Source organism: Salipiger sp. (genome assembly GCF_059781815.1).
This window is the reverse complement of sequence record NZ_JBYNAH010000162.1, coordinates 1-12,369: the sequence shown is the minus strand read 5'-3', so window position 1 is coordinate 12,369 and position 12,369 is coordinate 1. Positions and strand designations below refer to the sequence as shown.

The following is a 12,369-nucleotide window of genomic DNA, read 5'->3' as shown; positions in this document are numbered from 1 at the left end:
GGTGTCGATGGCCTTCATCGTGACAGGGGCGCCCAGCGCCTCGCCCAGCGCGGCGTCGAGCCCGGCAAAATCGGTTTCGGGGGTGTCGGACTGCACCGTCACCTTCAGACCGTCGCTGTCATCGCCGTAGATCGCGATGCCGGCCGAGTCGGGGCCGCGGTCGGTCATGGTGATGAGCATGTCCGTCAGCATGTCGCCCAGTTTCGGGCGGAGGTCGTCCTTCTTCAGGAACAGGCCAACAATGCCACACATGGTTCTCTCCGTTCGTCATCCGGGCGGTGGGCGCCCGCGTTCTCTGAAGATTGGATAGCGCTGCCGCGGAGTTTACTTCAAGGAAAAAAACTTCACTCAGGGAAAAGTCGATGAATCCCACGGTATGACGCTGTGGGAATGCCGGGATTCTGTGCAGAGGGGGCGCTTTGAGCGGCTGGACGCTGCCAAGGATCGCAACATCGGGCACCCGCCGCGCATCGTCGGACCGCGGGGCGGCGATCCAAGCGCGGATCCTCTCGATTTATCCCGGCCAAGTCCGAACGACCTCGACACGTGGCACCAAGTCTCACCAAATCGCCGGCCCGTGCGGGCGGTCCGGCGATGCGCGGCGGCCTTCGGCCTTGATTCCGCGCGGGCGAGGTTCGAACCGCACACGCAGTCCTTCTTGGAGAGGTCTGCCGCAGCCAGTGTATTCGCCAGAAAGCCAGGGGCCTTGCCGGCCCGCTACCGCGCCTGCGGGTAGGTGATGATCGAGAGATACCGCGCCGGCAGCTCGACCAGCCCCTCCGGCCCGTGCGGCGCGTCGGAGTCGAACAGCAGCGAGTCGCCAGGCTCGAGCAGGTAACGCTGGTCGCCGTGGCGGTAATCGAGCACGCCCTCGAGCATATAGATCAGCTCGATCCCCTCGTGCTGGAAGGCCGGGAAACGGTCGCTGTCGCTGTCGAGCGTGATCAGGTAGGGCTCGACCACCACGCCCGAGTTGTTCGAGCCGATATGGCCCAGCAGGTTGTACTGGTGCCCCGCCCGCGTGCCCGCGCGCTCGATCTCGACCCCCTGCCCCGCCTTCACATGCATCGCCCCGCGCGGCTCCTCGAAACCCGAGAAGAGCTGCACCAGCGGCACCCGCAGCGCGTTGGCCAGCGCCTGAAGCGTGTTGAGCGAGGGCGAGATCACCCCGTTCTCGATCTTCGACAGCATCCCCACCGAAAGCCCTGTCTGCTGCGCCAGCTCCGAGCCCGTCATGCGCTGACGCTTGCGCAGCTCGCGAACCTGGCGGCCGATGGCGACCTCGAGGTTCTTCTCGCGCTGCTCGCGGACGGCGTGCGGGTTCTGGGTGAGCTTCGACTGCGAGCCGTTCTTCATGCGTTTTCCATTTCCGGTCGGGGTATCCCGTGGTGCAGGTCCGGGCATGTTCATGTCAAGCCTCCCGTCCGGAAGGAGAGACTGCGCGGGCGTGGCACGGGCGACGGGACGGACCGGAAATGGATCTTCATTCACACCTCAGCTTGCGAAGCAGCTCTTGTAGAGCGGCAGGATGTTGTCCGGCGTCAGCGCCACCGGGTTGCAGGCCGCCGTCGGGTCCTTCAGGGCCGAGGCGCAGAGCGCGTCGAAATCCGGATCGGTGACCCCCAGCGCATCGAGCGTCTTGGGGATGTCGAGCGCGGTGAGCAGGTCCTCGACGAACAGCAGAAAGGCGTCGAACGAGGGCTCGAGCCCGAGATAGGCGGCGGCGCGGGCGATCTTGTCCTCGATGGCGGGGCGGTTGAAGCGCAGCACCGGCAGCATGACCACGCCATTGGTGGTGCCGTGATGGGTGTCGTGATGGGCGCCGATCGGGTGGCTCAGCGAGTGGATCGCGCCGAGCCCCTTCTGGAAGGCGGTGGCCCCGGCAGCAGCGGCGGTCATCATCTGGGCCCGGGCCTCGAGATCGCTGCCGTCCTTGTAGGCGCGCAGCAGGTACTCCTTGCAGAGCCGCAGCCCCTCGAGCGCGACGCCATCCGACATCGGCGCATAGGCCGGCGCGCAATAGGCCTCGATGCAATGGGCCAGCGCGTCGACCCCGGTGCCGGCGGTGATGAAGGGCGGCATGCCCACGGTCAGCTCGGGATCGCAGATCACCTGCGCCGGCATCATCTTGGGGTGGAAGATGATCTTCTTCTCATGGGTCTCGGAATTGGTCAGCACCGCGGCGCGGCCAACCTCCGAGCCGGTGCCGGCGGTGGTCGGCACCGCGATGATCGGCGCGATGGCGGAGGCATCGGCGCGGGTCCACCAGTCGCCCACGTCCTCGAATTCCCAGACCGGGCGGCTCTGGCCGGCCATGAAGGCGATGAGCTTGCCCAGGTCGAGCCCCGAGCCGCCGCCGAAGGCGATGACGCCGTCATGCCGCCCCTGCTTGAACGCCACGACACCGACGCCGAGATTGCGCTCGTTGGGGTTGGGATCGACATCGGCGAAGAGATCGCAATCGAGCCCCGAGCGCTTGAGGATGTCGAGCGCCTGCGCGGTGATCGGCAGGGCGGCGAGGCCGCGGTCGGTCACCAGCAGCGGCTTGGAGATGCCGGCGGCGTGGCAGGCGTCGGCCAGCTCGGCGATGCGCCCGGCACCGAAGCGGATCGGGTTCGGCCAGGACCAGTTGGCGGAGAATGTCATTCGGGTCGTCCTTCGTTCAGTCGGGCATCCAGCCCTGTATTCAGCGCGGCATTCCGCCGAGAGGCGGGAAATCCGCTCAGGATTTCAAACGCGTATGCTTCGGGTCGTAAAGGGGCGCGAGGCTCACCTCACAGGGAACGCGCTTCGTGGCGACCTCGAGCTCGTAGCGGCCTTCGAGGATCCAGTCGCGGGTCACGCCTTGCGGGTTCTTCAGGTAGCCCATGCCGATGGCCTGCCCCAGCGTGTGGCCATAGCCGCCCGAGCTCAGGTAGCCCACGCGCTCGCCATTGCGGAAGATGGTCTCACGGCCCAGCAGGATCACCTCCGGCGCGGCGGTGAAGGTGGCGAGCCGCTTGCTGACGCCCGCCGCCTTCTGCGCGGCGATGGCGGCGCGGCCACGGAACTCCCCCTTGTCGAGCGCCACCGCAAAGCCAAGCCCCGCCTCGAGCGGCGTGCTGTCGGGACCGATATCGCCGCCCCAGGCGCGGTAGCCCTTCTCGAGCCGCAGGGTCTCGATGGCGCGGTAACCGGCATCCATGAGCCCGTGGGAGGCGCCGGCCATGTGCAGCGCGTCATAGACGGTTGCGGCGTATTCCACCGGCAGGTGCAGCTCCCAGCCGAGCTCGCCCACATAGGACACCCGCAGCGCCCAGACCGGCGCGCCGGCGATGGCGATCTGCGCGGCACTGCCGAAGGGCAGAGCTTCGTTCGACACATCGGCGCGGGTGACATGGGCGAGGATGTCGCGCGCCTTCGGGCCCATCAGCGACAGCACCGCGTAGCCCGAGGTGACATCGATGAGCTGGGCGTTGGCGCCCCCGGGAATGCCGCGTTTGATCCAGTCGAAATCGCGCGTGGCAAAGCCGGTGCCGGTGACGATGTAGAACGCATCCTCCGCCAGCCGCGCCACCGTAAGATCGGCCTCTATCCCGCCGTGATCGTTGAGCATTTGGGTATAGGTCAGGCTGCCTACCGGGCCGCCCACATCGTTGGCGGCGATCTTTTGCAGCACGTCTTCGGCATCCGGCCCCTTGAGCATGAACTTGGCAAAGCTGGTCTGGTCGATCAGCACCGCCGCCTCGCGCGCCGCCCTGTGCTCGCGTGCCACCGCGTCGAACCAGTTGGGCCGGCCATAGGTGTAGATATCGCCCGCGTGCTCGCCCTCGGCAGCGAACCAGTTGGGCCGCTCCCAGCCCATCTTCTCGCCGAACACCGCGCCACGCGCCTTCAGCCGGTCGTAGAGCGGCGAGCGGCGGCCGGGGCGGCCGCTGTCGTGTTCCTCGGAGGGCCAGGCCATGGTGTAATGCTTGCCATAGGCCTCGACGGTGCGGGTGCGGACCCAGTCGGTATCGAAATGCGGGCGACCGAAGCGGCGGATATCGACTGGCCAGAGATCGAAAGGCGGCTCGCCTTTCGCCACCCACTCGGCCAGCGCCATGCCCGCGCCGCCGCCAGAGGCGATGCCGAAGGCGTTGAAGCCTGCGCCGACGAAGAATCCCTTCTGTTCGGGCGCCTCGCCGAGGATGAAATTGCCGTCGGGCGTGAAGCTCTCGGGGCCGTTGGTCAGCGTCTTGATCCCCGCCGTCTCGAGCGCCGGCACGCGGCCCAGCGCCAGCTCCATGATCTGCTCGAAATGGTCGAAATCGCTGTCGAGCAGCGTGTAGTGGAAGCCCTCGGGAATGCCGTTGACGGCCCATGGCTTGGGGTTGGGCTCGTAGCCGCCCATGACCAGCCCGCCGACCTCTTCCTTCCAGTAGGTCAGCCGGTCGGGATCGCGCAGGGTCGGCAGGTCGCGGGTGACGCCGTCGATCGGCTCGGTCACCATGTACTGGTGCTCCATCGAGACCAGCGGAACGCTCACCCCCAGAGGCGCGGCAAACTCGCGGGTCCACTGGCCGCAGCAGGCGACGACGATGCCGGTCTTGATGAAGCCGTGCTGCGTCTCGACCCCGGTGATGACGCCCTTCTCGCGCGTCACCGAGAGCACCGCGCAATCCTCGATGATCCGCGCACCGGCCATGCGCGCGCCCTTGGCAAGCGAGAGCGTGATGTCGGAGGGGTTGGCCTGACCGTCGGTCGGCAGGTAGGCCGCGCCAACGACATCGCTCACATCCATCAGCGGCCAGAGCTCCTGGGCCTCGGACGGCGTCAGCAGCTGCATGTCGAGCCCGAAGCTGTGCGCCGTGGTGGCCTGCCGCTTGACCTCGGTCCAGCGCTCGGCATTGCAGGCGAGCCGCAGCCCGCCATTGCGCTTCCACCCCGTCGCCTGCCCGGTCTCCTGCTCGAGCGTGTCGTAAAGCTTGACCGAATAGCCCAGCAGCTCGGTGATGTTGGCCGAGCTCCGCAACTGTCCCACGAGACCGGCGGCATGGAAGGTGGTGCCCGAGGTCAGCTTGTGGCGCTCGAGCAGGACAACCTCCCAGCCGAGCTTGGCGAGGTGATAGGCCGTCGAGCAGCCGATGATCCCGCCCCCGACGATGACCGCCTGCGCGGTGGTGGGAAACTCGGTCATGCGCCCTCCTTCCAGGCGTCGAGCGCGGCGTTGAAGCGCGACAGGTTCTCCGCCGTGTAACCCGCGTAGTCGAACTCGATCTCGGAGCTGATCTCGGAGACCATGCTCCACATCGCCTCGCGCAGGAGCGAGGCGCATTTCATCGCGCCGTAGCGGCGCAGGTAGGCGGCGTCGGGGTCGTGGCCATGATAGAGCCGCAGCATCTCGGCCTCGGCCTCGGGCGGCAGGCCGGCGTTGGAGGCCAGCCCGCCAAGATCGAACAGCGCCGAGTTGAAGCCGCCATATTCCCAGTCGACCAGCCAGAGCCGCCCGTCCTCGGCGCGCAGGATGTTTTGCGGCAGCAGGTCGTTGTGGCCGAGCACCAGCCCGACCTTGCCCACCGCCTCTTCGAGCTCGCCCGCCTGCACCATCAGCCCCGGCAGCCGCGCGATGTGGCGCGAGCCGTTCTCCTCGAGCCAGGCGGCATAGGTCCGCAGCACGTGGAAGACCCAGAATGTCAGCACCGGGCCTGCAACCTGCCGGCTCAGCTCGCGATGCACCCGCCCCACCAGCGCCACCGCGTCATGCAGGGTCTGGGCATCGTGCAGATCGGCCTCGGCAAGCGCCTGCGAGGTGATGAAATCGGTGACCATGATGCCCGGCTCGGCATGGCGCAGCGCCGGAGAGATGCCGGCATCGGCGGCGGCCTCGGTGAGGGCGCGCTCGTTCCAGCGCATCACCAGATGCTCGGGGATGTCGCGCCCGAGGCGCACCACGTATTCCCGGCCCGCGTCGGTCACCACGAAGTTGAGGTTGGTGATGCCGCCCGAGAGCGGCGCGATGGTCACCGGGCCGGACCAGAAGCCCATCGCCCGGACGCGGTCTTCCGGGGTCATGCGCCGTAGTCTCCCTTCGCGCGCGATTTGGTCGGGTCGAAATGCGGGAACGGCACGATGCGGGCGGTGAGCCGCTTCTGATGCCCGTCGAGCTGGCCGATCTCGAGCGCGGTGCCCGGCTCTGCATAGGGCGTCTCCACCCGGGCCAGCGCGATGGTCTTGCCGAGGATCGGGGAGCGCGTGCCGGAGGTCACCACCCCCACCTGCACCCGCCCCAGCCGCACGCAATCGCCATGCGCCGGCACGGTGGTGGCGTCGATCTCGAGCCCCACCAGCTTGCGCTGCGGATGCGCCTTGCGCTCTTCCAAAGCGGCCCGGCCGGAGAAATCGGCCTCCTTCGACTTCAGCGGCACGGTGAAGCCGATGCCGGCCTCGAACGGGTCGGTCTGGTCGTCGAACTCGTGCCCGGCAAAGGCCAGCCCGCTCTCGATGCGCAGCATGTCGAGCGCGGCGAGGCCCAGCGGCTTCAGCCCATAGGCCTGCCCCGCCTCCCAGATCGCGTCGAACACCTCAACCGCGTCCTTGGGGTGGCAGAAGATCTCGTAGCCCAGCTCACCGGTATAGCCGGTGCGCGAGATCATCACCGGGGTGCCCTGGAAATCGCCCAGCCGCGCCACGGTGAAGCGGAACCAGCCGAGCTCGTCGACGCTGGACCGGTCGGGCGCGGTCCAGAACAGCTGCGACAGGATCGCCTGCGCGTGCCGCCCCTGAAGGGCCACGTTGCAGAGCTGGTCGGTGGAGCTGCGCACGTGGGCGTCGAGCCCCAGCCGCTCGGCCTCCTCGCGCATGAAAAGCCCCGAGCCGTCGCAACCGCCGATCCAGCGGAAATTGTGCTCGCCGAGCCGGAAGACGGTGCCATCGTCGATCATGCCGCCATGTTCGGCGCAGACGGCGGTGTAGACCACCTGCCCCACGGAGAGCTTCTCCATGTTGCGGGTGACGCAGTGGTTGAGAAGTTTCTCGGCATCCGGCCCGGTGACCTCGAACTTGCGCAGCGGCGAGAGGTCCATGATCGCGACCTTCTCGCGGCAGGCCCAGTATTCGCCAAGCGTGCCCTCGCCGGGAAAGCTGTCGGGCAGCCAGTAGCCGTTATATTCCACGAAATCGCGGGTGAGCCTGGCGAAGCTGGCGTGAAAGCCCGTCTCCCTTGTGTGCTCCACGTCGTCCTCCGGTCTCTTCCGCCAGCCGATCGAACGGCGGAAGTCTTCGCCCTCGCCATAGGTGCGGAGCTGAATGTCTGTGGGGTTCCAGCCATTGGCCGGGTCGATGTCGTCGGGGCACGCGGTCGAGACGCAGACCAGATCGGTCAACGCCCGCAGCAGCACGTAATCTCCGGGGCGCGACCACGGCTCCTCGGTGATGATGTTGTGCTCGGCGTCGATCAGCGTGTTGAAGAAGAAGTTGATCGCGGGCCAGCCGGCGCGCGGGCGCACGCCATAGGGCGCGAGCTGGACGTTGATGTTGTCGGTGCAGTTGACGTGGCCGAAATAGCCCATGTCATCGTAGTAGCGGCTGGTGCAGGCCAGTCCGAAGGTGTCGTGCCGGCCGCAGGTGTCCTGCACGATCTCGACCAGCGGCTCGAAATCGACGTTCCAGTATTTCGCCGCCAGCCCCGGCTTGGGATAAATCGTGCCGGTCTGCGAGCGGGTGGCGGTCGGGTCGATCTCGCGGGTGAGCCCGGCATCGAGCGAGCGCGCCGAGAAGGCCTGGAAGTCGGAGCATTCGCGCCCTTGCACGTCGAGGATCTGGATGAAGCCGCCCTTGGGGACGGTGTAGACATGGGCCTCGCCGGGGCGGATGTTCTGGTCGATGAGCGGATCGGCCAGCGGATCGGGGGCGCGGTGGGCACCCTTGAAATCGCGCAGGTCGGCGCGGCGGATCCACAGAAGCAGGTCGGTGGGCGTGTCCTGCGCGCCGGGCTCCATCGGCCCGCCGGGGGCGGCGACAATCAAGAGCCCGTCGCCCTGCGCCGTGAACACGGCGCTGTCCCCGGGGCGCGAGCCCTCGGCAAAGAGCCGCACCGCCCGCGCCTTGCCCAGATCGAACCCCGCCGCAGAGAGCGCCCGTGCCACCCCCTGCCCCGAGCGGCTGGTGAGCAGCGTCGATTTGAGCCCCTCCGGCCCGACCGAGCCCTTGGCCCCGATCAGCCCCGGATCGCCGACGCCCGCCGGCGTGAAGGCGATGATCTCGGCCAGCTGCCCGCCCTCGCGGTCCTCTACGGTGATCTCGTCTCCGGCGCGGATCTCGACCGCGCGCGAGCCGCCGCCCGGCACCGGGTGGCGTTCGACCCCCTTGGGCAGGGTCAGGCCGGGGGTGATCACCCCGGCCCGCGCCTCGCGGCTCTCGAAGGCAAGGCCCACGACTTACTCGGCCGCTTCCGAGGTCTGCAGATAGGCCTCGAGGCTGTCATCCAGCGCGTGGCGCCACGGCGTGTGGTGCGGCGGCGCGATGGTGCCGGTGATCGGCGAGACATAGCCATTGTCGCGGAACGACATGATCGCCTTCTTCTTGTGCTTCTTCCACTCGAAGAACGCCTGATTGGCGCCGTCGACGTCGAAGGAGGGATAATCGGTCTCGGCGATCAGCTCCTTCACGTAATCGCCCTGGTAGACGATGGCGTCGTGGTCGCTGTCATAGGCATCCTCGTCGGCCTGCCGCTTCTGCCAGTCGGCCTCCATCGCCGCCGTGTCGGGCAGCGCGATCTTGCCGAGGATGGCATCGCGCACCCACCAGGCCTGCGCGTCGAACATGTTGAAGGTGAACCACTGGTCCTGCATCCCGAGATAGAACATCTTCGGGTTCGGCACGTAGACCACGCCCTTGTAGAGATCGCTCGCCGCCAGCCGGTTCGCGGTCTTGAGCCGCAGGTCGTCGGGCAGGAACGGGAAATGGTGCTTGTAGCCGGTGCAGAGGATGATCGCGTCGACGGTCTTTTCCGTGCCGTCCTTGAAATAGGCGGTCTTGCCCTCGACTCGCTCGAGCGCCGGCACTTCCTTCCAGTTGTCGGGCCAGTCATAGCCCATCGGCGCGGTGCGATGCGCCACGGTGACCGAGGCGCAGCCGTATTTCCAGCATTGCGAGCCGATGTCCTCGGCCGAGTAGGAGGTGCCGAGGATGAGGATGTCCTTGCCCTCGAACTCGCGCGCGTCGCGGAAATCATGGGCGTGCAGGATGCGGCCGTTGAAGCTCTCGAAACCGGGGTAATAGGGCACGTTGGGGAAGGAGAAATGCCCCGAGGCGACGATGACGTGATCGAACTCTTCGCGGCTCTCGGTGTCGGTCTCGCCATTGCGGGCGACGACGGTGAACTTGCCCGTGCCCTCGTCATAGGAGACATCGCGCACCACGGTGGAGAACTGGATCCAGTCGCGCACGCCGGCCTTCTTCACCCGGCCCTCGATATAGTCGAACAATACGGCGCGCGGCGGGTAGCTGGCGATCGGCTTGCCGAAATGCTCGTCAAAGGAATAGTCGGCGAATTCGAGGCCCTCCTTGGGGCCGTTCGACCACAGGTAGCGATACATCGAGCCATGCACCGGGTTGCCGTATTCGTCGACCCCGGTGCGCCAGTCATAGCGCCAGAGCCCGCCCCAGTCGGGCTGCTTCTCGTAGCAGACGATCTCGGGAATCGCCTCGCCCTTCTCCTTGGCGGACTGGAAGGCCCGAAGCTGGGCCAGACCCGACGGGCCGGCGCCGATCACGCAAATCTTCATGTCCCTGTTCTCCCTTTGGGCAAGTTTTCCTCATGGTTTCGAATATTCACTCTCGCGCAATAAATTTTCTTGTGGGTTGAGCGGACGGGTGGGAATTTGACCGGGACCGGAGGCGCTCTGCCCAAGGATGAGGCAGCCTCCGGAGTCCCCCTCTCACGCTGCGCCGGAGCCCGGTGCCGGCGTGGTTCGGTGACGCGGGACACCACATCAGGCCGCCTGAAGCGGCACGGCACGGAGGCGAAAGCATGAGCGCGGAACTGACCCCTTACGAGATCTTCGAGGCAGGCCCCGTGCATCTGCAATGCGGCATCACCCTGCCCGACGCGAAGCTCGCCTATGCCACCTATGGCCGGCTCAACGCGGCGCTCGACAACGTGGTGGTCTATCCCACGCGCTACGGCGGCAGCCATGCGGACAACGAATTCCTGATCGGGCCGGGGATGGCGCTCGATCCGGAAAAATACTTCATCATCGTGCCCAACATGCTGGGCAACGGCGTCTCCTCCTCGCCGTCCAATACGCCCATCCCGCTGGCCGGGCCGGATTTCCCGCGCATCACCCAGTATGACAACGTCATGCTGCAGGAGCGGCTGCTGCGCGAAGTATTCGGCATCACCAAGGTGCGGCTTGCTTGCGGCTGGTCGATGGGCGGGCAGCAGGCCTATCACTGGGCGGCGCTGTTCCCCGACAAGGTCGAGGCGATGGCCTGCTTCTGCGGTCAGGCGATCACCGCCGGCCACACCTATGTCTTCCTCGAGGGGGTGAAACACGCGCTGATCACCGATCCGGCCTGGATGCAGGGGCGTTATAAAGAGCCGCCTTGGCGCGGGCTGACCGCCAAGGGCCGGGTCTGGGCCGGCTGGGTGCTGAGCCAGGAATGGTTCCGCGAGGAGCTGTGGCGCGGCATGGGCTATGTCAGCGTCGAGGATTATCTCAAGAACGTCTGGGACGCGATGTATTACGGGCTCGACGCCAATGACATGCTCTCGCTCATTGCCACCTGGCAGGCCTGCGACATCTCGGCCAACCCGCTTTACAATGGCGATCGCGAGGCGGCGCTGAAGGCGATCACCGCGAAATCCATCGTGCTGCCCTGCCGCACGGATTTCTACTTTCCGCCCGAGGACAACGCCCGCGAGGTGGCAAAGATGCCCAATGCCGAGCTGCGGGTGATCGACTCGGTCTGGGGGCACTATGCTGGCGGCGGGCGCAACCAGCCCGACACCGACATGATCGACGCCGCCCTGCGCGAGCTGCTGGCATGAGCTGGGATGTCATCGTCGTGGGCGCCGGCAGCGCCGGCTGCGCCGTGGCCGAGCGGCTGTCGCGCGATCCCGCCTGCCGGGTGCTGCTGCTCGAGGCCGGACCTGCCGGGCGCCATCCGTTCATCTCGATGCCCGCGGGCGTGGCCAAGGCCATCGCCTCGCCTTACTTCAACTGGCATTTCGAGACCGTGCCGCAGGCCCATATGGATGGCCGCAGGCTCTACGTGCCACGTGGCCGCGTGCTGGGCGGGTCGTCCTCGATCAACGCCATGGTCTGGGTCACCGGCCACGCCTCGGATTACGACCACTGGGCAGCAGAGGGCTGCGAGGGCTGGTCCTGGGCCGAGGTCAAGCCGGTGCTCGACGAGGTGACCCGGGTCATGACCCCGATGATCCCCGAGAGTGGGCCCAGCTACGATGCCTTTGTCGAGGCCGGCGGGCAGATGGGCTACCCGGTGCATCAGGCCGTCGAGGGCCAGGCCGAGGGTTTCGGCCTGTTCCGGGTCAACGTCAAGGACGGCAAGCGCCACAGCACCGCCCGCGCCTATCTCGGCCGCGCCAAGGGCCGCGCCAATCTTGAGGTGAAGACCGGCGTCGAGGTGCTGCGCCTGACCGGCGACGGTGCCCGCATCGACGGGCTGCTGGTGATGACACCCTCTGGCGAAGAAGTGCTCTCTGCCGGGCACGTGGTGCTCTGCGCCGGCGCCATCGGCACGCCGCACCTGCTGCTGCACGCGGGCATCGGCCCTGCCGCGCAGCTGCGCCCGCTGGGCATCCCGCTGCGCGCCGATCTTCCTGGCGTGGGCGAGAACCTGCACGATCACCTTGAGGTCAAGGTCAAGCACCGCATGACCGAGCCGCTGTCGCTTTGGGACCATGCCAAGTTTCCCAACAACCTCGCGGTGGGGGCGCAATGGCTGTTCACCGGCAAGGGCGTGGGCACCCAGCAGGGGCTCGAGGCCGGGGCGTTCCTGCGTCTTGGCGAAGGCGACGGCGCGCCGGACACGCAGCTGCATTTCATCAACGCGTTGGCCTTCGACGGCGCAACGGCGGACGACCGCGGCCACGGCTTCGCCATCGACGTAACCCAGCTCCAGCCCGAGAGCCGGGGGCGGCTGACCATCGCCTCGAACAACCCGCGCGAGCGGCCGCTGATCGACCCGAACTACCTGGCGGAAGAGACCGACCGCGTGGCGCTGCGCGAGGGGCTGAAGATGCTGCGCGACCTCTGCAAGCAGCCGGCGATGGCGGCGTTTACCGGCGAGGAGCTGCGCCCGGGTCCGTCCGTCACCAGCGATGCGGCGCTCGACGCGGTGGTGCGGGCGACGGCGGATTCGATCTATCACCCGGTGGGCACG

Annotated in this window: 8 protein-coding genes and 1 pseudogene; 2 read left to right on the top strand and 7 right to left on the bottom strand. The window is 67.3% G+C overall.

The genetic code is table 11. From position 1 onward, the window contains the following. From AC6RA4_RS17335 to AC6RA4_RS17305, 7 genes and pseudogenes are all read right to left on the bottom strand, one after another. Positions 1-252, bottom strand: a pseudogene (locus AC6RA4_RS17335) (glutamine amidotransferase); the annotation flags it as partial. Between the two features lie 465 nt (positions 253-717). After that, positions 718-1,356: a helix-turn-helix domain-containing protein gene (locus AC6RA4_RS17330; protein ID WP_222603842.1), complete on the bottom strand. Its 639-nt coding sequence runs from the start codon at positions 1,354-1,356 to the stop codon at positions 718-720. Positions 1,357-1,494: 138 nt separating this feature from the next. Next, a complete protein-coding gene (locus AC6RA4_RS17325; protein WP_500162490.1) occupies positions 1,495-2,646 on the bottom strand; it encodes an iron-containing alcohol dehydrogenase in 1,152 nt (383 codons plus the stop codon). Positions 2,647-2,722: 76 nt separating this feature from the next. Then, entirely contained in the window at positions 2,723-5,158 is a 2,436-nt protein-coding gene (locus AC6RA4_RS17320) for a GcvT family protein (protein ID WP_500162489.1), read from the bottom strand. Beyond that, positions 5,155-6,033 (bottom strand): phosphotransferase, encoded by an 879-nt coding sequence (locus tag AC6RA4_RS17315; protein ID WP_500162487.1) that lies wholly within the window; start codon positions 6,031-6,033, stop codon positions 5,155-5,157. The genes AC6RA4_RS17320 and AC6RA4_RS17315 overlap by 4 nt, the downstream gene beginning before the upstream one ends. After that, entirely contained in the window at positions 6,030-8,393 is a 2,364-nt protein-coding gene (locus AC6RA4_RS17310) for a trimethylamine N-oxide demethylase (RefSeq protein ID WP_500162485.1), read from the bottom strand. The genes AC6RA4_RS17315 and AC6RA4_RS17310 overlap by 4 nt, the downstream gene beginning before the upstream one ends. Positions 8,394-8,396: 3 nt before the next feature. Further along, a complete protein-coding gene (locus tag AC6RA4_RS17305; RefSeq protein ID WP_500162483.1) occupies positions 8,397-9,746 on the bottom strand; it encodes a trimethylamine monooxygenase in 1,350 nt (449 codons plus the stop codon). Positions 9,747-9,991: 245 nt separating this feature from the next. Here AC6RA4_RS17305 and AC6RA4_RS17300 point away from each other — a divergent pair, with 245 nt between their 5' ends. Together AC6RA4_RS17300 and AC6RA4_RS17295 are read left to right on the top strand one after the other, a co-directional pair. Next, positions 9,992-11,011: an alpha/beta fold hydrolase gene (locus tag AC6RA4_RS17300; RefSeq protein WP_500162481.1), complete on the top strand. Its 1,020-nt coding sequence runs from the start codon at positions 9,992-9,994 to the stop codon at positions 11,009-11,011. Continuing rightward, on the top strand, positions 11,008-12,369 hold a 1,362-nt coding region (locus AC6RA4_RS17295), incomplete at its 3' end, for a GMC family oxidoreductase (protein ID WP_500162479.1). The genes AC6RA4_RS17300 and AC6RA4_RS17295, both read left to right, overlap by 4 nt.

Excerpts from the sequence above, each read along its gene's own strand:
- AC6RA4_RS17315 (WP_500162487.1), bottom strand. The coding sequence starts at position 6,033 with ATGACCCCGGAAGACCGCGTCCGGGCGATGGGCTTCTGGTCCGGCCCG.
- AC6RA4_RS17320 (WP_500162489.1), bottom strand. The coding sequence starts at position 5,158 with ATGACCGAGTTTCCCACCACCGCGCAGGCGGTCATCGTCGGGGGCGGG.
- AC6RA4_RS17300 (WP_500162481.1), top strand. The coding sequence starts at position 9,992 with ATGAGCGCGGAACTGACCCCTTACGAGATCTTCGAGGCAGGCCCCGTG.
- AC6RA4_RS17330 (WP_222603842.1), bottom strand. The coding sequence starts at position 1,356 with ATGAAGAACGGCTCGCAGTCGAAGCTCACCCAGAACCCGCACGCCGTC.
- AC6RA4_RS17325 (WP_500162490.1), bottom strand. The coding sequence starts at position 2,646 with ATGACATTCTCCGCCAACTGGTCCTGGCCGAACCCGATCCGCTTCGGT.
- AC6RA4_RS17305 (WP_500162483.1), bottom strand. The coding sequence starts at position 9,746 with ATGAAGATTTGCGTGATCGGCGCCGGCCCGTCGGGTCTGGCCCAGCTT.